Here is a 20,983-nt window from a genome sequence, read left to right as displayed (position 1 = left end):
TTTTCTGACCTCTGACCTCTGTCATCTGATTTTAATATGATGCGCACATCGACGACACTAACCCCTTTTTCATGAACAATCACCGGGTTCAGATCCATCTCCTGGATTTGCGGATAGGATTCGACAATATCCGAGCACAGGACCAGTAGGCGCTGGAGGGCCTTTTTGTCCAGCGGTGCTGTTCCGCGCGCCCCGTCCAAAATCGGATAAGACTTGGTTTCAGCAACCATTTTGCGGGCGCCTGTTGGCGAGATCGGCAACACCCGGAAGGCCAAATCTTGTATAATTTCAACCATTATGCCGCCAAGGCCATACATGATTACGGGTCCGAATTGATCATCGATTTTGGTTCCGATAATCACCTCCACGCCTTCATCGGCCATCGGGGAAACCAGCACACCTCTGATATCTGCCTTGGGGGCATACTTTTTACAGTTTTTTAGGATTTGGCGATAAGCGGACCGGATTTCCTTTTCTGTATTGAGTTTAATGCGCACGCCGCCGGCATCGCTTTTATGCAAAATATCAGGGGAAACAATTTTGAGGGCCACGTCAGTTCCCAGGTCTATTGCGCATTGAACGGCTTCATCTGCGCTTGTCACCAGGCAATCTTTCGGCACTGATGCTCCGTGTATTTCAAACAGTTTTTTACCTTCATGTTCGAGCAATGAAAATCGTCCCTCCTGAATCGCCTTTTTAATGATTTTGTTGCCTTCAGGCTTGGCTTTGGCCTTCCAATTTAGCTTGAAGGATATCTTGGTGTGATAACTGGCCAGATACCTGCCGTATTCCGCTAAAACTGCAATACATTTTGCAGAGATATCCAAAGAATCATAGACCGGAATTTTGTAATATCGCAGCAGATCAAGTGCATGCGGTTTTTCATGATTATACAGGCTGTGTAGTACAATGGGCTTATTGCGTCTTTTGACGAGTTTGCCCATGCGATGGGCGCCGTCTTCTTCCATCAACGCCAGGCTCTCGGCAAAGCGAATGCCGTAACCGCCGAAAAGACCGACGATCAAAAGACCACCGACATTTGAATCTTTGAGGATGATCTCGGCACAATCGGCAAACACTGACGGATCTGCATCCGTACCGCCGGCCACATCAACCGGGTTTGGAACTGAGGCTGCCGCCGGCAGGATCTCTTTGAGCCGGGTCTGGGTTTTTTCGCTCAGCTCAGGCAGCTCGATACCCAGGTCGGTTAAAATATCGGCCGCAATGGTGGCATGGCCGCCGCCGTCTGCCAGGATGGCCACTTTATTATTTTTAATGGGCGGCAGGCTTGAAAGTGATTCGGCGGCCGGGAATAGCTCATCGGATTTTTCAATCACCACAATGCCGGCGCGCTGAAAAGCCCCTTTGGCAACTTCAGACATGCCGGCCAGGGCGCCGGTGTGAGAACCGGCGGACCGTTTGCCGGTGACCGAACGACCGCTTTTGAGCAAGATGATCGGTTTTTCCAGGGTTGTTTTTTGGGCCTGCTGCAAAAATTCACGGCCATTGCGCATACCTTCCACATACATCAAAATGGCCCGCGTGTCCGGATCCTGCCGAAAAAATTCCAAATATTCGTGAAACTTGATGTCGGCTTCATTGCCGACACCAACGTAATAGGAAAATCCCTTGCGGCTTTTAATTTTGGCTTCGGTGATCAATGTCAGCGCCATGTTGCCACTCTGGGTCAGCAGGGCAATATCTCCCCTGGGGGCGTCTTTTAATCCCACCAGATTTAAGTTATCTTTAAGGTTGAGCATGCCGGAGGTGTTGGGGCCGATCAGGCGGATGTTGTATTTTTTGGCTGCCGCTACCATATCATCCTCCAGCTTGCGGCCCTCGGATCCGATTTCACCGAATCCACCGGCCAGGACCACCGCGCCTTTTACGCCTTTTTTGCCGCAATCAGCCAACACTGACGGCAGTGTCTTTGCCGGAGTTGCCACCAATGCCACATCAATGGATTCAGTTATATCGGTTACATTTCGATAGCATTTAAACCCCAAAATGCTTTTTTCTTTGGGGTTAACCGGATAAATTCGGCCCTCATATTTTTCATCCAAAAGGGTTCGGATGGCCTGATAGCCGCGTTTGGTCTCATTTTTTGAGGCCCCGATGATGGCCACCGATTCGGCATTAAAGATGCGCTCTAGGGACATTCTCACTCCTTCGTCTGGTTCAAGGTTCAACGTTCAGAGGTTCAAAGGTTGAAAACAGAAGTCAGATGACCCGGCTTCGCTTTAGCAAGCTTAGTCGCGGCAAACAGAGGTCAGAGGACATAAACCATGAACCTTTGAACCCTGAACCTACTTCTTTTTCCGCTCCGCGAACTCTTTAAGTGATTCTTGGCGTTCCTTGGTGGAAACACAGGTCAGACAGGCTTCAATTTCAAAATCCATCAGGGCGTCCAGACTAATCCCGCTCAGGGCCATCTGCAACCCTTTTTTGATCATCTTAATGGAGATGGCTGAATTGGCCACAATTTTTTCGGCCATTTCCCGGGCAGCGGATTCAAGTTGTTTGAGGGGTACGGACCTGTTGACCAAACCGATGCGTTCGGCTTCTTTGCCGTCGATATACTGTCCGGTAAAAAGTAGCTCTTTGGCTTTTCCTGGACCGATTAAGTTCTGTATCAGCCGAAAAGCTCCCCCGGTTACCGATGAGGTGACCATTGCTTCAGGAGACCCGATTTGGGCTTCCTCAGCTGCGATGCGGATATCACATGCCAATGCCAACTCATAGCCGGAGCCCAGCGCATACCCGTTAATTGCAGCGATGGTTGGTTTTTCAAAACGAATAATTTTACGTGAGGCCTCTTGAAGTTCCACCAGGTAGTCACGATAGTCTTCTAAACTTCTGGTTTTGGATTCTTTCAGATCGGCACCGGTCGAAAAGGCCCGACCCTCACCGGAAATGATCAATGCTTTTACCTCGGGATCTTGTCGGGCATCTTCCAGGGCCGCCTGCAAATCTAGCCAGAGCTGCTTGTTCATGGCGTTTAAAACCTCAGGACGATTCAATTTAATCGTAGCGACACCGTGATCTTTTTCATATAAGATGCATTCGAAATTCATATCTTTCTCCTATACTACCCAATGGCGGGTAACAGGGTCCAAAGGATAATCCAAGATTGGGTATCGGGGTCTTTGTCAAGACACACGATGCCGCTGTTTTGGAATTTAATAACCGGTTTGTCAAATGAACCTGTAATCAAAAACGCGGTCATGCGTTCCATGAACGGCAGATGGCCGACCAGCATCGTATTTTCAGCCGAATCCAAATTAGCAGCTGCTTGAGCAACGTCGTCCATCGGTTTTATACCGCTGATTTCCTGGATACCCAGTTCGGGGCTTAAGACCTGCGCAAATATGTCTGCTGTCTGACGGGCGCGTGTTTTGACGCTGTGTCTGATCTGGGATACGCTAACACCCTTATCTTTGGCTGTTTTAGCGATCAATTCTGTTTCGGCTTTGCCTTCTTCAGAGAGGCCTTGATCGGGGTCCTTGTCCTTTGGCAGGCTTTTCCCATGTTGAACAAGATAAAGAGCCATGGCGCTGATCCTCCTTGTATTTTAAAAAGATTGTGGCTATAGTTTTAATTTAAGTGCCATTAAACATCAATAAAATTCTCCTGACTTTTCAGAAGGCTAATCGATAATGTTGTGGGGTATGTGAATGCGTATTGTAACGCGACCGGATTTTGACGGCATCGTATGTGCGGTCCTGCTGTGCGAAGCATTAGATATCACAGAGCCGACCTTATGGGTGGAGCCCAATGCCGTGCAGAAAGGGCTAATCGAAATTCGAGAACACGACATTATTGCCAACCTGCCATATGATAAGCGTTGTGCGCTGTGGTTTGATCATCATTTTACCAATCAGATCGACTCTGCCTTTAGCGGCGACTTTGATATTGCGCCGTCCGCTGCAGGGATCATCTTTAAGTATTACCAGAATCAGTTCCAGAGAGATTACAGTGAACTGGTGCAAGCGGCGGATAAAATCGATGCTGCCAATTTAACTCTGGATGAAGTTCTTCATCCAGAAAAATATCCTTACGTACTTGTGTCTCTGACGGTGTCAAACGAGGCGCAACCCAATGAGCCTTACTGGAATAAGCTGGTCGCTCTTTTTAGAGAGCACAATATCGAACAGGTATTGAAAAATGCTGAGGTCAAGCAAAACTGCCAGGGAGTGATTCACCAGAATGACCGTTATTTGGACTTTCTAAAACAACACACTGCGATAAATCAGCATGTGGCCCTAACTGACTTTCGGTCATTTGACAATCCCCCTTTTGGTAATCGTTTCCTTGTTTATTCCCTGTTTCCTGAGACGTCGGTTAACGTCAGAATTCGCTATGAGGATCAAAAGAAAGACCGGGTTGTTATTAACTTGGGACACAGCATTTTTAATACCGGCTGTAACGTCAACGTCGGTCTGATGCTAGCGCAATTTGGTGGCGGAGGTCACCGGGGCGCAGGCTCGGCTCGAGTTTTGGCGTCACAGGCCGACAAAATCATTTCTCAGATTATTGAGCAGCTGCTGGCGAACGAAGAAAATGAAAGTTAGGCATTCGATTTTGAGACAGGTCGCTGTAAGTTCTCCGGTTTCGATACGGTTCCATATGAATCCCCCAAGCGCATGTTTAAATCACTTTATTCCGGCTGTCAGGAAATAGCTCAAATTGATACCTTCCTTCCAACAGATGTTTCCATGTTACAGCAGACGGCAAAAACCTGGCTGTCTGGGTTAAAAGACGCTATGCTATGGGTACGTATATTAAATTGCTGTTAACTGCAATTTTTTGGGGAGGGACCTTTGTTGCCGGGCGCAGCCTGGTCCAGCATGTGGGTCCCTTCTCGGCAGCATTTTTCCGATTTGCAGTGGCGACCGTATTGCTGGTTTTCATCACCTGGAAAGTGGAAGGTAAACTGGCTTTTTTAAGAAAGGGACAACTGCTGCCCGTGTTTCTGCTTGGATTGACCGGTGTTTTTTTCTATAACGTATTTTTTTTTAAAGGACTCAAACTGATCGAGGCTGGCCGGGCAGCGATCATTATCGCCAATAATCCAATAATGATAGCCCTTTTGTCAGCGGCTATATTTAAAGAAAAGCTCAATGGCACCAAAATCACGGGTATTGTCATTTCTGTTGTCGGTGCCATTTTGGCCATATCAAAAGGTGACCTGCGCATCATATTGCACGGTAATCTGGGATGGGGTGAATTGTATATTTTTCTGTGTGTGGCCAGCTGGGTGACGTTTTCTTTGCTCGGCAAAACAGTGATGTCAGGTCTTTCTCCATTGGCGTCGGTTACCTACAGTTCTCTAACCGGCACTCTTCTGCTGTTCATCCCTGCCTACAGCGAAGGTCTTGCCAATTTCATCCATTATTCGATCTTAGATTGGTGGAATATTTTTTATTTGGGTTTTTTCGGTACGGTGCTGGGATTTGTGTGGTTCTATGAGGGCATCAAAAAGATCGGGCCCACCAAAGCCGGCTTGTTCATCAATTTTGTTCCCATCAGTGCGATTCTAATGGCTTTCTTTTTTCTAGATGAACCACTAACCTTTTCATTGCTGGTCGGCGCACTACTGGTAACGACCGGGGTGTATCTGACGAATCGGCCGTAAGCCTTATCTTCGCGTTTGTAGCGATTTGCACACTCAGCCAAGGTAAGAGCGGATAAATTTTTCGACCTTCTCCTTTCCTTCAAAAACACCGAAGTGCCCTTCGCAAAGGATATCCGCCTTTAAAGTCATCATAAATTTTAAGCTATTGATATAATCCTGGCGATTGGACAAGAATGAAGAATCCAGGGGGCCATGCACATCCTGGCCAAATAATACTGTCTGGTCTGCAAGTTTTATCCGATAGACCACAGAACCGGGTGAATGACCCGGGCAATGATGGGCGATCAGCTCTCCTTTGCCGATCTTAAATCTTTCCGTCTGCTCCTGTATTTTGTGATCGATGCTGAGCGGGTTCATTTTGGTGCCGTACCAGGAAGCTGCGGTCACAGTCGTGTCTCCTTTTTCCAAATAGGGTGCATCCAGCCTGTGGGCCACAATTTTGCAGCCGTATTGATCTCTTATCGCCGCTGCGCCGCCGACATGATCATAATGACAATGGGTCAGAAACAAATACGGAATCGGGATTTCTGCAGGCAAAACAGCCGAAATGTTGGCGACCAGTTGGTTGTGCGCGCGGCCGCAGCCGGCATCAATTAGAGCGGCCTGATTTTCAAAACGGATCAGATATATGGCCGCATCCTCGGCCGCAGTAAAACCGCCGCCACCCACCTGCCATAAATTTTGTGCGATCTTCATTTTGCTCTTCTCTATGATCTTTTCTTTTCTCAAGGATGTATTATAGTTTCATATAATCAATTCACTTGAAAGTCATTATATCTATCAAAAGGATACCAAATTGTATAGCGGCAATATCTGATTGCCAGAGGAGGGCATTATGGATCTCAAGGATTATTTCGAAGACACCAAAGGTGTCGGCGTGCTGGCCACGGCAGATAGCGACGGCAAGGTTGACGCGGCGATCTACGCCAGACCCCACTTCATGGACGATGGCACATTGGCGGTTATTATGCGCGACCGTCTCTCCCACCACAACCTGCAGTCCAATCCCCATGCAACATTTCTGTTCATGGAAGAAGGCCCCGGGTACAAAGGCAAACGGCTGTTTATGACCAAGGTGAAAGAGGAACAAGATTCGGAGCTTTTATACTCTTTGCGCCGTCGTGAGTATCCAAACGACAAAGAAGAAGCCAAATTTTTGGTATTTTTCAAGCTGGACAAAGAACTGCCGCTGGTTGGGGCCGGCAAATAATCTCTTTGGCTCATTTGACCTAAGATCATAGAGGCTGTTCATGGAAACGTCAGCTGAAATCCAAAACCGTCTGCGGCGTCTTTTTGAATCTCAAAAATTGGCGGTCGTCGCCACCCAGACCGGCGGTCAACCTTACGCCAGCCTTGTGGCTTTTGTAGCCACTGCTGATTTGCGGCATCTTTTCTTTATTACGCCGAAAACGACGCGCAAATTTTCAAACCTAACATCAGATTCACGCGTAGCGGTTCTGGTAAACAGCAGCGTAAATCAGGAATCCGACTTTCATGAAGCCATTTCCATTACCGTCACCGGCGTAGCAGAGGAGATCAAAGATCCTGAGCGAGCCGATGTTCTAAAACTTTACCTTTCCAAACATCCGTATCTGGAAGATTTCGCCCGATCGCCGTCCTGTGCGCTTGTTAAGGTAAGCGCTAGTTCCTACTACCTGGTTCGAAATTTTCAAAACGTAATGGAGTTTCATATTGATCAATGAATTGGATCATAGCGGCTGAAAATATTGGAGAAGGACACGGAGCGCGAGTCGGCGGAAAGGGACAAGCGCTGGCTTTGCTGGCCAGGGGCGGTTTCAGGGTTCCCAAAACGCTCTGCGTGACAAGTGATACCTACCGAGAATATGTGTCCCGAACCGGATTGCGCGAGCGCATTCTGCTGGAGCTCAATCGCAAAGCATTCAAAGAAATGCGCTGGGAAGAAATCTGGGATTGCGCCACCCGCATTCGAAATATGTTTCTACGCAAGCCGATTCCAGATGATATATCCAGTCAACTGAAACCAGCCATACACGCTGCGTTCAAAGATAAGGCCGTGGTTGTCAGATCGTCGGCACCCGAAGAAGATGACGCCGCATCCTCATTTGCCGGCTTGCATGAATCCTATGTCAATATCCAGGGAACCGCTGCAATTTTGGAACACATTGCCAAGGTCTGGGCCTCGCTGTGGTCCGACGCGGCGCTGTTATATCGCCAGGAAATTGGATTGGACGTTAAAAAAAGCGCAATGGCGGTTGTGATTCAGGAAATTGTTGTCGGCGAAAAGTCCGGTGTCGCCTTTTCACAGAGCCCCAACGATCGTTCCCAGGGTATCATAGAATCCGTATATGGCTTAAACCAGGGTCTTGTGGATGGCGCAGTTGAACCCGATCGCTGGATCCTTGATCGCCAGAAAAAAACAATTATTTCGCACACCCCGGCTGATCGAAAGCGCTGGGCAATAGCCGCTGATTCCGGTGTTCGTTTGGACGATCTGCCGCAGAATCTTGCCCACCAGCCGCCCCTGAATACACAAGAAACGCATCATGTCTTTGAACTGGCGCTGGAAGCTGAAAACTATTTTAAATCCCCCCAGGATATGGAGTGGACGTTTCGCAGAAACGACCTGGTTGTGCTTCAATCCCGTCCCATTACCACCCTATCGACTCAATCCAAAGAGGACGACCGCAGCTGGTACCTGAGCTTACACCGCAGCTTTGACAATCTAAAACGACTGCGCCAAAAAATTGAAAATGAGCTGATACCGGCCATGATTGGTGCAGCAGATGATATGGGACAGCAGAACCTCACCGAGCTGTCGGATGAGGACTTGGCAGCGGAAATCAATCACCGCTGGGAGATCAATCAGAAATGGACCAATATTTACTGGGAAGAGTTTATTCCCTATGCCCATGGGGTGCGTCTGTTTGGGCAGATATACAACGATGCCATGCACCCGGAAGATCCTTATGAATTTATTGATCTGCTGACCCATACCGAAATGGCCAGTCTGGAAAGAAATCAAATGCTGGCGGACCTGGCAAAGCAGGTTCGCAAGAATCCGTCCCTGGCCAATGCGCTCAATGAAGGTCAAACTAAAAACCTTGATGCAGCGTTTCTATCGGCGGTGGATCGGTTTGTTGAAAAATTTGGTGACCTGACCTGCGCGGTGACCGGTGGCACCCAGTGTGAACAGGCGCCGGACGCACTGTATAAGATTTTACTCGAAATGGCGGCTCATCTGCCGGCTGAAGGCGGTCGGCAAGCATCAAAAAATAAGGATGCCTTGCAGCAAAAATTTCTAAGTATGTTTGAAGGTGATCAAAAACAAATGGCTGGTGAGCTATTAGATCTTGCCCGCAGCAGCTATCAACTGCGGGATGATGACAATATCTATTTGGGCAGAATTGAGGCCCAGTTGCTGGCGGCGGTGCGAGAGGCCAGACAACGGATCGATGATAACCTCTACGGAGGGTCGAACAAAAAGATTGCCGCTGAACTACTTAATGTGGTTGAAAGCCTGGATCATCGACCGCAATTTCAAGCGCCCTACAAGCAAAAACCCGAGGACGATTTTGTCATCCAAGCCCGTCAGTTGATCGGCCAGCCCGCCGGTCCGGGTTTGGCCAAAGGCCCTGCCCGGGTAATACAGCAAAACGCCGAGTTGGCCGAATTCAAATATGGTGAAATTTTAATCTGTGATGCTGTTGATCCAAACATGACCTTTGTGGTGCCGCTGGCTGCCGGTGTGGTGGAGCGACGGGGGGGCATGCTGATCCATGGGGCTATCATCGCCAGAGAATACGGTTTGCCGTGTGTAACTGGCATTCCCGACGCCACCAAGCTCATCCAAAATGGCGACGAGGTCACCGTTGATGGCTATCTGGGGATTGTAACGATTGGCTCTGAAAAAATATGAGGATCACTTCAGATCATTTCGAAATGCGCCTGCTGTAGTCCGTCCAGCAATAGAAAAGAGCTGATCTTGACGCAAAAAATATCGGCTTCGGGGTGTTGCATAAAGTCGTCCAGGTGGGGATGGGTTTGCAAAAGCTTTGCGGCCACCAGTTTTCGTTTCACCGTATTTTCAATTTGGCAGAAGACACCTTCCACCGTCAGCGCTTTGGCCTGGGAGCGGGGGAATTTTTCGCGCGTATCGATCAACAGGCTGACCGCTGGATTCTGCATCAAATTTTTGTACTTGGTGCTGTTTTTATGGGTGACCATGTAGATTTCATCACAATTGTCATCTGTGACATAAGCCATCAATGAACAATATGGTTTTTGACCGGAAACGGTGGCTAGAACACACATATTTTTTTGTTGGGCAAGGGCTTTCATTTCAGTGAGCATGTGCCATTCCTTTTTGATAATCAGTTTTCATGTTGACCATCATGCCTATCATATCTATGGTATTTAGATAAATAAAAAAGTAAAAACCTCTTCAGCTCTAACAAACAGTCATATAAATGGAGGCGCACTATGAATGAACGCGTTCGACTGGGTATCAGCTCCTGTTTGCTGGGTAATTCAGTTCGCTGGAATAGCGGTCACAAGATGGATCGTTACCTAACCCGCACCCTGGGTCAATTTGTGGATTATATGCCAGTCTGTCCGGAAGTCGAAGCCGGTTTTGGCGTTCCCCGGGAATCGATGCGTCTGGTGGGCGATCCGGAAAACCCGCGGTTGATTACCTTTAAGACCAAAACGGATAACACCGAGCAGATGCTGACCTGGGCCCGCAAGAGAGTCAAAGAATTGGAGAAGGAAGATCTGCATGGTTTTATTTTCAAAAGTGACTCTCCGAGCAGCGGTATGATCCGGGTAAAGGTCTACACCGAGAAAGGCATGCCCGTCAAAAAAGGGGTGGGCATGTTTGCCAGGGAATTTATGAAGCATTTCCCGCTGATTCCGGCCGAAGACGACGGGCGGCTGCATGATCCCAAAATCAGAGAAAATTTTATCGAACGTATTTTTGCTTTGCAGCGCTGGCGGCAGACGATTAGCAATGGCAAAAATATGGGGAATCTGGTGGATTTTCATACCCGCAACAAGCTTTTGATTCTCTCGCATAGCCAAAAGCATTCGCGGTTGATGGGCAAACTGGTGGCCGCCGGCAAACAGCTGCCCATGGATGAGTTGTATGCCCAATATGAAGCGATTCTGATGGAAGCCCTGGCGCTCAAAACCACACCCAAGAAGAATATGAATGTGCTGCAGCATCTAATGGGATATTTTAAAAAGCAATTGTCTAAAGATGAAAAGCAGGAGCTGCTGGAGGTCTTCGATCAATATCGGCAGGAGTATGTGCCGCTGGTGGTGCCGATCACGCTCATCAACCATTTTGTGCGCAAATACGATCAGCAGTACTTAAAAATGCAAACATACTTGAATCCGCATCCGGTCGAGCTAAAGCTCCGAACCCACGTCTGAATGGGTTTTAAAAAAACCGGATCAATTATCGATTCGATTGGCGGCGCGTAAGCTCAATACTTACGTTTAATTCAATTCGGAGTGATGGAGAGTTTGATTGAATAGAGATTGGAGTAATGGTGTAGTTGAGTACTGGGTTAAAGCTGGTACGCATGCAGCAGGGTCATGATCCTCTTACAATACTCCAATACTCCAGTACTCCATTACTCCTGCTTATTAACTGCGGCTAAATTGAATTTTACCTTCAATTATCGTGGAGGACTGTGAAATGACCTCTCAACCTATTTTGGTGACCGGGGCGACGGGTTATGTCGGCGGGCGGCTGATACCGGCCTTGCTCGAAGCCGGATACCGGGTCAGGGCCATGGGCCGTTCCCTTGATAAGCTCGCCTGCCGACCCTGGGCGAGGCACGAACAGATTGAATTGGTTCAGGGTGATGTGCTGGAATATGCCACACTGGAAAAAGCAGCTAAAGGCTGCTGGGCCGCCTATTATCTGGTGCATTCCATGATTGCCCAAAAAGAAAAATTTGCCGAAGCGGATCGCAAGGCCGCCCGCAACATGGTCAATGCGGCCGCTTCTGAAGGTTTGGCAAGAATTATTTATTTGGGAGGTCTGGCCGAAGCACAAGACAAAGCCCTGAGCAAACATTTACAATCCCGTATCGAGGTGGCTGACATCCTGCAAGCCGGATCGGTGCCCACCACGGATTTGAGAGCCCCGATGATCTTAGGATCCGGTAGCGCTTCCTTTGAGATCTTACGCTACCTGGTGGAGCATCTACCGGTAATGACCACACCGCGTTGGGTGTTTTCGCTCAACCAACCGATTGCCATTCGCAATGTGATTCATTACCTGGTGGAATGCCTCGCTCACGATGAGACCACCGGACAAACGTATGATATCGGCGGTCCGGATGTTTTAACCTATCGCAAGCTTTTGGATATCTACGCTGAGGAAGCGCATTTGCGTAAACGCTGGGTTATACCGGTGCCTGTTTTGACACCGACCCTGAGTGCCTACTGGATTCACCTGATCAGCCCGGTGCCGGCATCGATTGCCCTGCCGCTGACCGAAGGCTTGACCAGCGCAGCGGTATGCAGTGAAAACCGCATCCAGTCGATTATCCCGCAGAAGCTTCTGAGCTGCCGGGAAGCGATTCGTTTGGCGTTGGATTTGGTTAAACAGCAACAGATAGATAGTTGCTGGGCAGATGCTGGTGAGCTGATTGAACCCGAATGGGCCCATTGCGGTGATGCGGACTGGGCAGGCGGAACGATCCTCAAATGCGGTTATCGCGCCAAAATCGATGCCCCGGTCGAGGCGCTCTGGGACCTGATACATAAAATCGGCGGCCGACGGGGCTATTACTTCGGCGATTCCCTGTGGCGGCTGCGCGGCTGGATCGATCGGTTGTGCGGCGGTGCGGGGCTTGGCCGCGGAAGCGCCAATAATACAGGTCGATACGTCGGCGAAGCAGTGGATTTCTGGCGGGTTCTTGCTGTGGAGCCACCCCAGCGTCTGGTGCTGCTGTCTGAAATGAAAGCCCCCGGCGATGCCTTGCTGGAATTTCAAATCAACGCTATGGGAGCGAAGCGATCTGAGCTGGAGCTGATATCCCGCTTTATGCCCAGAGGGCTGAGCGGCTTTATTTACTGGTATGCGTTTTATCCGTTTCATCAATTGGTTTTTGCCGGCATGCTAAAATCCATAGCCAAGCAGTCCGGTAAAGCCCTTTTGCAGGGACCAACAAGATTCACACCCAAGCTGCATGATAGCTGCACGTTACCGACAAGTGACATCTGATCATAACATCCATCATCTGGCAGCCGGATGTCAGCATTTGCATTTTGGGTTTCACATGACATCGTTTATAAATTTTATGAAACTATATCGGCTTGAACGCCGCCAATTGTTACCCATATCCCTTAAAACGGCCTGGGCATTCTTTTCCGATCCCCATAATCTCCAACAAATCACCCCGGTTTGGCTTGACTTTAAAATAACCAATACCATCCCTGACCAAATGTACGCCGGGATGATTATCAGCTACCGACTCAAAACGATCTTTCAACTCCCAACCACCTGGATCACTGAAATTACCCATGTCAATGAACCTTATTTTTTCATCGATGAGATGCGATTGGGTCCGTATCGTTTCTGGCACCATCAACACAGATTCATCGAACAGACCGGCGGCATTGAAATGCAGGATACGGTCCACTATGCTCTCAAATTTGGTTGGCTTGGACAAATCCTGCACAATATGGTAATACGCTGCAAGCTGAATGACATATTTGATTATCGGCAAACAGCTCTCGAAGCGTTCTTTGGAAGCCGCCGCTAACCCTCAGATTACCTGTCTGACTTAATTATAAGGAGCGACATATGAAATGGTTTGTGTTCATCCTGACGGTCTGTTTGGTTGTGTTAATTAACAGCTTTGCTGGAGCGGATGAGATACCCCTCAGCGAAGCCAGTGCCGAGTGTATCGACTGCCACGCATCGATTCACCCGGGAATCGTCAGCGGTTGGCAAAAAAGTCGTCATGCCATGATCTCCCCTCAAAAAGCCATGGCAGTGGAGGGTGTTGGCCGCAAAGTTTCCAGCACCTCGGTGCCAGAAAGCCTGCAAAACGTTGTGGTGGGATGCGCCGAATGCCACACGCTCAGACCCGAAGCCCATGCGGATACCTTTGAGCATAACGGCTATGATGTTCATGTGGTGGTCAGCCCCGATGACTGTCAGACCTGTCATGCGACCGAAAGAAAGCAATATGCCAAAAACATCATGTCGCATGCGTACGGTAATCTGGTGCATAACCAGCTGCATCAAAAGCATGAGCATGCTGTGCTGGCCTCTACAACATACAAGGACGGTAAAATAACGCGGTCGCCCGCCAACGAGGCCACCAAAGCTGAAGCGTGCTACTACTGCCACGGCACCAAGCTTGAGCTGACCGGCACCGAAGTCCGCGACACCGAAGCAGCCGGTGAGCTGGAATTTCCAATTATCAAGGGCTGGCCCAATCAGGGTGTGGGCCGCATCAATCTGGACGGCAGTATGGGCGCCTGCTCAGCCTGCCACACGCGTCACACGTTCTCTATTGAAGTGGCACGCAAACCTTATACCTGCAAAGAATGCCACGTGGGCCCCGATGTGCCGGCTTATAAAGTCTATAGCGCCAGCAAACACGGCAACATCTTTGCAAGTAAGCAAGCCACCTGGGATTTCAAGGCCGTGCCGTGGACCATCGGCAAGGACTTTACCGCCCCCACCTGCGCTACCTGTCATATCAGCTTATTGGTAAACACCGATGAGGAGGTGGTGGTTGAACGAACCCATCAGATGAACAATCGGCTGCCGTGGCGCATTTTGGGTCTGATTTACGCCCATCCGCATCCCATTGAACCCGATACCAGCATTATCCGCAACAAAGACGGACTGCCGCTGCCGACCGATCTGGACGGTGGCCTGGCATCCAAATATCTTATCGATGAAAAAGAGATGGCTGTTCGCAAACAGGCCATGCAGGCGGCTTGTCTGAATTGCCATGATGCTTCCTGGGTTAATGGCCACTGGCAACGCTTTGAAAACACCATCAAAGAAACCAACGCCCAGACCCTGACCGCCACCCGCATCATGCAGGACATCTGGAAACGCGGTCTGGCCGACCGGCAGGACAACCCCTATGACGAAGCCATTGAAAAAAAATGGAGCACCACCTGGTTGTTTTATTCCAATACGATCCGTTTTGCTTCGTCTATGGCCGGCGGGGGCGATTATGGCGTATTTGCCGGCGGCCGCTATCAATTGTCCCAAACCCTGTTGGAGCTCAATGACTGGTTAAAGTTGCAAACAAAACTCGATGGTGCAGCAAAAAAATAAAGCTACCGCGGCTCGAAGGTATCACCACATGAAATATCAGGATATTCATGAATCGCGTATTCAGTCGCTAAATGATCTTGATGCGCGTCAGGGTAATTTTGTGCTGTACTGGATGCAGCAGTCTCAGCGGGCCGAATATAACCATGCGCTGGAATATGCGGTGCAGCAGGCGAATCAAAGAGGGCAGGGCATTTTAGTTGTTTTCGGGCTGATGGACGACTATCCCGAGGCCAATTTGCGCCATTACACCTTCATGTTAGAGGGGCTGCAGGAGACCCAGACGACGCTTGCCAAACGCGGCATCAAAATGGTCGTTCAAAAAGGCCACCCGGCTGATGTCGCCCTTGTCGCCTGCCAAAAGGCATCCCTGGTCGTATGCGACCGCGGATATCTCAGGCACCAAAAACAGTGGCGGCAAAAAGTTGCCCGGAAAGCCGGTTGCCGGGTGATTCAGATCGAAAGCGATGTGGTTGTGCCGCTCGAGGTGGTGTCCAACAAAGCCGAATACGCAGCCCGCACCATACGCCCTAAAATCCATAAACAGCTGAACAATTATCTAACGGACTTTAAACCCACAAAAGTAAAACACGCATCTCTTTCCCTTAGTGCTAAGGGCATCGATTTGAAAGACATTGATGCCATATTAGCTAAATTGAAAATTGATCCTAATGTTTCAGCGGTCAGTGATTTGTTTAAAGGTGGCACATCAAAGGCACACAAAATATTTGCCGATTTCCTTAGACACCGATTTGGAAATTATGTGAAAAATCGCAACCAGCCCCAAACCGATGATGTCTCTCATATGAGCAAATATTTGCATTTCGGTCAGATCTCCCCGCTTTATCTGGCCTTGCAGGTCCTCAAAAGCGACATGCGATTCAAGGATGCCCAGGAGGCGTATCTGGAGGAATTAATCGTGCGGCGCGAACTGGCCATGAACTTTGTCTATTACACGCCCGACTATGATTCTTATCAATGTTTGCCGAACTGGGCGCAAAAGACCTTAAGCGAGCATAAAAAAGACAAGCGTGAGCATAGGTATACGCGCCGGCAGCTGGAAAATGCCAAAACCCACGATGAGTATTGGAATGCGGCCATGCGGGAAATGAAGACCACCGGATTTATGCACAATTACATGCGCATGTACTGGGGCAAAAAGATTCTGGAATGGATGCCAACACCGGAACAGGCTTTTAAGACAACTTTGGCCATTAACAATAAATATTTCCTGGACGGCCGCGACGCCAATTCCTACACCGGTGTGGCCTGGGTGTTTGGTGTCCATGACCGGGCATGGTTTGAACGGCCGATTTTCGGCAAAGTACGGTATATGGCCGCCTCCGGGCTGGAGCGCAAATGTGATATTGGGGCCTATGTCAAAAAAGTGGATGCCCTGGAAGAACAGAGCAGAAAATAACACAACCGCCCTGCGAATTTTGACTGCGTAACAGTCTACCGCATCAATCATTGTTCAAATTTAACATTTCTCTCACAAATTGGAAACGACACATGGCGACGGCAAAAACATTAAGACTCATCCTCGGCGATCAGCTAAACGAAAATCACCCCTGGTTTCAAAAACCGGACAAAACGGTTGCCTATGTCCTGATGGAAATTCGTCAAGAAACAGATTATGTCAAGCATCACGTTCAAAAAGTGCTGGCCTTTTTTGCGGCCATGCGCGCTTTTGCGGAAAAATTAGAAGCAAAAGGGCACAGCGTCATTTATCTGCGGCTGGATGATCCGAAAAATAAGCAAACCATCGCAGGCAACATCAAACAACTGCTTAAAAAAAAGCAGTATGCACATTTCGAGTATCTGTTGCCCGATGAATACCGCCTGGATGTCGAGCTGCGCAAACTGGCCAAATCGCTTTCGGTTTCCTCGGAGGCGGTCGACACTGAGCATTTTGTCACCCGACGCGAGGATTTTAAAGATTTTTTTGCCGAGAAAAAACGCTATTTGATGGAATCCTTCTATCGCCAGATGCGCAAAAAACATGACATTCTAATGGACGGCGACAAGCCGCAGGGCGGGCGCTGGAACTTCGATGTGGAAAACCGCCGGCGCTACGATGGCCGGGTTCCGATTCCCAAGCCCAAATTATTTCGCAATGATGTCACTGAGCTTCATAAAATGATCGAGAAGGCCGGAGTCAAGACCTTCGGCAGCGTCCAGAAAAAAACTTTAATCTGGCCGATCAGTCGGTCCCAGTCTCTTGCCTTGTTAAATGCATTTTTAAAAGATGGGCTCAAAGAATTCGGCACCTATCAAGATGCCATGACCACTGAAAGCTGGTCGCTATTCCATGCCCGGATTTCATTTGCGCTCAATACCAAGATGCTGCACCCACTTGAAGTCATCAAAGCGGCCATCCGAACCTGGGAGAAGCAAAAGCGCGCCATCAAGATTCAGCAGATTGAAGGCTTTGTGCGCCAGATCCTGGGTTGGCGCGAATACATGCGCGGCATTTATTGGGCGCTGATGCCGAAACTGGAGCACATGAATTTTTTCAATCACAAGACCGACTTGCCAGATTATTACTGGACCGCCGAGACCAAAATGCAATGCATGCAGGCCGCCATCGGCCAATCATTAGAGCATGCTTACGCGCATCACATCCAACGCCTGATGGTAACCGGGAATTTTGCCCTGCTGGCCGGGGTGCATCCCGACCAGGTCGAAGAATGGTACCTGGGCGTATACATTGATGCCATCCAATGGGTTGAGATGCCCAATACCCGGGCAATGAGCCAGTGGGCCGACGGAGGCCTGGTTGCCACCAAACCCTATGTGTCTTCAGCCAACTATATTAACAAGATGAGCGATTATTGCAGCCAGTGTCATTATGACCGTCAAAAAGCCCATGGAGAGTCTGCATGCCCGTTTAACTGCTTATTCTGGGATTTTTTTGCCCGGCATCACAACAAATTACAAAACAACCACCGTATCGGTATGATGTACCGAACCTGGCATCGTAAAGACCCTGAGGATCAACAGCTTATCTTAAAGCAGGCGAAATCCTACAAGAAAGATTTAAACCGACTTTAAATTTGTGCATACACCCTTCACCGTTCGGGTTTCTTGCCCCGAAATTAGGCGTCAGACGAATAACCTCTCTTCATTGTCGTCCGAATTGCACTTCCCGAATTAATCATTATCGTTATGTATCTGAAATTAAAAATGACCATATCGCTCGCCTAAGGTTGGGGGAATAAATGATGGATAAAATATCTGATGATGTCTTGGCAAGCATTGTATTTAGTGCGTCCTATCAAAACAACGGCATTCAACATACCGACTGCTACTACGGCCAGAGAGTTAATATGTGGCGTGATATTCTACCTCCCCCAATGGAAGCAGAATTGTACGGCAAAAAAAGCGGTGATCAGGTCATTTTGCAGGCTAAACCCGGAACATTAGTGGCGGCCAGAGACGATCGCAAAATCTATAGGTTTCACCAACGCCAGATTGCGCCCCTTGCTCCTCAGATGGAACCGATTCAACCCAGATTCGGCCGATTTTATCCTCTGGGAATCCTAAATAAAGTAGCGAATGTTTATCCTAACAACATGACCCCTTTTCGCTGTGTATCTGCCAACGGAGACGGCATCAAGGCCGATGCGAATCATCCCCTAACGGACAAACCCATCACATTTAAAGCGACCATCAAAGACGTCCGTGAAAAATTTGAAGAACATGGCGGCACCAGTATTGACTGGGCGGAGACCGCCCTCAACGGGCCGGGAATGCAGTCACGTGTAAACGGCAGCCCGACCCATTTTTTTGACGGAGATCCTTTCCGTCGACCCGATGAAAACCCTGACGATCAATTCTACGCGCAACCCCGCCTGGTGCAGCACATCGATGAAACGGCAATTGATACCATCCGCCGTCTGTATGGCAGGTTGCTCAAACCCGGGAACGCCGTTCTGGATTTGATGAGCAGCTGGGTGTCTCACTTGCCGGAAGACCTTGCCTTAACAGCGCTCACCGGTCTGGGCATGAATGCAGCAGAACTTCAGGCCAACGATCGACTAACTGAATATTGTGTTCACGATCTGAACGCAAATTCGAATATGCCCTTTGACGACAGCGCTTTTGATGCCGCGATTTGCACGGTTTCAGTTGAATATTTATCCGACCCTTTTGGCACCTTTGAAGAAATTCATCGTGTTCTGAAGCCCGGCGGTATTTTCATTATCACGTTCTCCAATCGCTGGTTTCCTCCCAAAGCCATTAACATCTGGCCGCAGCTGCATGAATTTGAGCGTATGGGATTGGTACTTGAATTCTTCTTAAAATCCGGTCAATATACCCATCTGCACACATATTCCATGCGGGGACTGCCGCGCCCGGCCGATGATCAATACGCCTCACAAGTGCTGTTTTCCGATCCGGTTTATGCCGTGTGGGGATATACCCGCGAAAAATAACCGCTAACGACCATTTCAGAATTGAGGAGCGGCTTATGTTGAAAGCAGGGGGTAAGGGAAAAACCGGCTTTGAAAATGAAGCAAGCGAAACCGGGTCGGTGGATGGTGAGCGTTTCAAACGCCAAATCGATTTTATACTGGAAGCGGATAAACTTAAAAATGTGGCCCGTCGAACTACTCTGCTGGATGTATCCCGTCAGGAAAATTCAGCCGAGCACTCCTGGCACATCGCTTTGCTGGTGCTCATATTATCCGAGTATGCCAAAGATGATGAGCTAGATCTCTTGCAGGTGATCAAATTATTACTGATTCACGATCTAGTTGAAATCGATGCCGGTGACACGTACTGCTATGACGAAGGCGGTGGTCAGGATCAATATAAGCGTGAAACCAAAGCGGCTGATCGCATTTTCAACATCCTGCCGGCAGATCAGGCTGCATCACTTCGGGCTTTGTGGGATGAATACGAAGCCAAAGACACCCCTGAGTCAAAATTTGCCAATGCCCTGGATCGGGTGCAGCCTTTTTTGCACAATTATTTTACGCGGGGCCATACCTGGCAAAAACACGGTATCCAAAAAAAACAGGTCATTGCGCGAATGCAGCCAGTCAACGAAGGTTCGCAGCTGTTATGGGAGTATGTGTCCTTTTTGATCGATGATGCCGTGGAGAAAGGATACCTGGCAAAATAATTTTCGCTTAAGCTTTAGCTTAAGCGGAGATTATTCGTTATTAGTTACTCGTTATTTGTTGATAGATCATCAAAGAAAAATGTGTAACTTAATTACGGATACGTCTAAAATAAATCAGCCAAGGGCCTATGATCTCTAATAATGAATAACAAATAACAAATAACTTAAAAAAATATCCACCATGACCGATGAATCATCTCGAGCCGTAATATCAGCCAAAGGGCTTACCCGAGTATACAAACTGGGCGACAGCGATGTCATTGGCGTCAACCAGGTCGACCTCGACATTGCTGCCGGTGAGCTGGTTGTGCTTAAAGGCAACAGCGGTTCCGGCAAAAGCACCTTGCTCTCTCTTCTGGCCGGTTTGGATCGGCCCACCGGGGGCGACTTGAGGGTCGACCAGCATGATCTCAACAGCATCACCGACAGTCAATTGACCCACTTCCGCCGGCAGGTTGTCGGCATGATCTTTCAGTCCTTTAACTTATTGCCCACCCTGAATGTCCTTGAAAATATCTGTCTGCCCGCGCTTCTGGCCGGCAAGTCGGTTGCGGAGAGCCGTCCCAAAGCCATGGAACTGCTCCAATGGCTAAGGCTCGAAAATCGCTTAAATCATCTTCCGGCCCAGCTTTCCGGCGGCGAGATGCAACGCACCGCCATTGCCAGAGCCCTCATTAACGATCCTGCCATTATTTTAGCCGATGAGCCCACCGGAAATTTAGACAGCCGCAACGGTCAAATCGTCATTGAACTCCTGGCCGAACTGAACCGTAAATGGCAGCGGACTGTTTTGATTGCAACCCACAGCACCCTGGCCGATGAAATGGCATCCGTCAGATTGGGTTTAAAAGATGGTATGATTACGGACCTTGTATGAGACACCTTATATTCTTCTTTCGCCTTTTTATCTGGTTTAGTC

At 48.9% G+C, this 20,983-nt stretch carries 19 protein-coding genes; 14 read left to right on the top strand and 5 right to left on the bottom strand.

The window, feature by feature from the left end; translation table 11 throughout:
• The 3 genes from QNJ26_19500 to sixA form a co-directional block, all read right to left on the bottom strand.
• Nucleotides 1–2,159, bottom strand: a 2,159-nt coding sequence (locus tag QNJ26_19500) for an acetate--CoA ligase family protein (protein ID MDJ0987736.1), incomplete at its 3' end; no start/stop codon positions are given.
• A 147-nt stretch (nucleotides 2,160–2,306) separates the two neighbouring features.
• Nucleotides 2,307–3,074 (bottom strand): enoyl-CoA hydratase/isomerase family protein, encoded by a 768-nt coding sequence (locus tag QNJ26_19495; GenBank protein ID MDJ0987735.1) that lies wholly within the window; start codon nucleotides 3,072–3,074, stop codon nucleotides 2,307–2,309.
• A 14-nt stretch (nucleotides 3,075–3,088) separates the two neighbouring features.
• Complete coding sequence (gene sixA / locus QNJ26_19490) at nucleotides 3,089–3,550, bottom strand: phosphohistidine phosphatase SixA (protein MDJ0987734.1); 462 nt, start codon at nucleotides 3,548–3,550, stop codon at nucleotides 3,089–3,091.
• A gap of 124 nt (nucleotides 3,551–3,674) precedes the next feature.
• Here sixA and QNJ26_19485 point away from each other — a divergent pair, with 124 nt between their 5' ends.
• Nucleotides 3,675–4,571, top strand: coding sequence for an exopolyphosphatase (locus QNJ26_19485; protein ID MDJ0987733.1), 897 nt, complete (start codon nucleotides 3,675–3,677; stop codon nucleotides 4,569–4,571).
• A 197-nt stretch (nucleotides 4,572–4,768) separates the two neighbouring features.
• Nucleotides 4,769–5,635 (top strand): DMT family transporter, encoded by an 867-nt coding sequence (locus QNJ26_19480; protein ID MDJ0987732.1) that lies wholly within the window; start codon nucleotides 4,769–4,771, stop codon nucleotides 5,633–5,635.
• A 33-nt stretch (nucleotides 5,636–5,668) separates the two neighbouring features.
• On the opposite strand, the gene QNJ26_19475 is transcribed toward QNJ26_19480, so the two are convergent.
• Nucleotides 5,669–6,331 carry an MBL fold metallo-hydrolase gene (locus QNJ26_19475; protein MDJ0987731.1) on the bottom strand — a complete coding sequence of 221 codons (663 nt, stop codon included), beginning with the start codon at nucleotides 6,329–6,331 and terminating at the stop codon, nucleotides 5,669–5,671.
• A 139-nt stretch (nucleotides 6,332–6,470) separates the two neighbouring features.
• Between QNJ26_19475 and QNJ26_19470 the strand changes: the two genes are divergently transcribed.
• From QNJ26_19470 to QNJ26_19460, 3 genes are read left to right on the top strand one after another with little or no spacing between them, the layout of a single operon-like run.
• Nucleotides 6,471–6,845 carry a pyridoxamine 5'-phosphate oxidase family protein gene (locus QNJ26_19470; GenBank protein MDJ0987730.1) on the top strand — a complete coding sequence of 125 codons (375 nt, stop codon included), beginning with the start codon at nucleotides 6,471–6,473 and terminating at the stop codon, nucleotides 6,843–6,845.
• A gap of 40 nt (nucleotides 6,846–6,885) precedes the next feature.
• Nucleotides 6,886–7,338: a pyridoxamine 5'-phosphate oxidase family protein gene (locus QNJ26_19465; GenBank protein MDJ0987729.1), complete on the top strand. Its 453-nt coding sequence runs from the start codon at nucleotides 6,886–6,888 to the stop codon at nucleotides 7,336–7,338.
• A complete protein-coding gene (locus QNJ26_19460; protein ID MDJ0987728.1) occupies nucleotides 7,335–9,533 on the top strand; it encodes a PEP/pyruvate-binding domain-containing protein in 2,199 nt (732 codons plus the stop codon). The genes QNJ26_19465 and QNJ26_19460 overlap by 4 nt, the downstream gene beginning before the upstream one ends.
• A gap of 8 nt (nucleotides 9,534–9,541) precedes the next feature.
• Here the strand turns inward: QNJ26_19460 and QNJ26_19455 are convergent, their stop codons facing one another.
• Nucleotides 9,542–9,967: a pyridoxamine 5'-phosphate oxidase family protein gene (locus QNJ26_19455; protein MDJ0987727.1), complete on the bottom strand. Its 426-nt coding sequence runs from the start codon at nucleotides 9,965–9,967 to the stop codon at nucleotides 9,542–9,544.
• Between the two features lie 129 nt (nucleotides 9,968–10,096).
• On the opposite strand from QNJ26_19455, the gene QNJ26_19450 reads away from it, so the two are divergent.
• The 9 genes from QNJ26_19450 to QNJ26_19410 all read left to right on the top strand — a co-directional run bounded on the left by QNJ26_19450 (nucleotide 10,097) and on the right by QNJ26_19410 (nucleotide 20,941).
• Nucleotides 10,097–11,047: a DUF523 and DUF1722 domain-containing protein gene (locus tag QNJ26_19450; GenBank protein MDJ0987726.1), complete on the top strand. Its 951-nt coding sequence runs from the start codon at nucleotides 10,097–10,099 to the stop codon at nucleotides 11,045–11,047.
• A gap of 268 nt (nucleotides 11,048–11,315) precedes the next feature.
• The gene (locus QNJ26_19445; GenBank protein ID MDJ0987725.1) at nucleotides 11,316–12,854 is read left to right on the top strand and encodes an SDR family oxidoreductase; all 1,539 of its coding nucleotides are present in this window, start codon (nucleotides 11,316–11,318) and stop codon (nucleotides 12,852–12,854) included.
• A gap of 55 nt (nucleotides 12,855–12,909) precedes the next feature.
• The gene (locus QNJ26_19440) at nucleotides 12,910–13,395 is read left to right on the top strand and encodes an SRPBCC family protein (protein ID MDJ0987724.1); all 486 of its coding nucleotides are present in this window, start codon (nucleotides 12,910–12,912) and stop codon (nucleotides 13,393–13,395) included.
• A gap of 41 nt (nucleotides 13,396–13,436) precedes the next feature.
• Nucleotides 13,437–14,936: a multiheme c-type cytochrome gene (locus QNJ26_19435; GenBank protein MDJ0987723.1), complete on the top strand. Its 1,500-nt coding sequence runs from the start codon at nucleotides 13,437–13,439 to the stop codon at nucleotides 14,934–14,936.
• Between the two features lie 28 nt (nucleotides 14,937–14,964).
• The gene (locus QNJ26_19430) at nucleotides 14,965–16,353 is read left to right on the top strand and encodes a deoxyribodipyrimidine photo-lyase (protein MDJ0987722.1); all 1,389 of its coding nucleotides are present in this window, start codon (nucleotides 14,965–14,967) and stop codon (nucleotides 16,351–16,353) included.
• Between the two features lie 92 nt (nucleotides 16,354–16,445).
• Nucleotides 16,446–17,987, top strand: a complete 1,542-nt coding sequence (locus QNJ26_19425) for a cryptochrome/photolyase family protein (protein ID MDJ0987721.1) — start codon at nucleotides 16,446–16,448, stop codon at nucleotides 17,985–17,987.
• Nucleotides 17,988–18,154: 167 nt separating this feature from the next.
• A complete protein-coding gene (locus QNJ26_19420; GenBank protein ID MDJ0987720.1) occupies nucleotides 18,155–19,372 on the top strand; it encodes a methyltransferase domain-containing protein in 1,218 nt (405 codons plus the stop codon).
• Nucleotides 19,373–19,407: 35 nt separating this feature from the next.
• Nucleotides 19,408–20,064 (top strand): HD domain-containing protein, encoded by a 657-nt coding sequence (locus QNJ26_19415; protein MDJ0987719.1) that lies wholly within the window; start codon nucleotides 19,408–19,410, stop codon nucleotides 20,062–20,064.
• A 181-nt stretch (nucleotides 20,065–20,245) separates the two neighbouring features.
• Nucleotides 20,246–20,941, top strand: coding sequence for an ABC transporter ATP-binding protein (locus QNJ26_19410; GenBank protein ID MDJ0987718.1), 696 nt, complete (start codon nucleotides 20,246–20,248; stop codon nucleotides 20,939–20,941).
• Nucleotides 20,942–20,983: the final 42 nt, after the last annotated feature.

Source organism: Desulfobacterales bacterium, assembly GCA_030066985.1.
Lineage (GTDB): Bacteria > Desulfobacterota > Desulfobacteria > Desulfobacterales > JAHEIW01 > JAHEIW01.
Note: the sequence above shows the minus strand (reverse complement) of the source record. Positions and strands in the feature narration are given on the sequence as shown.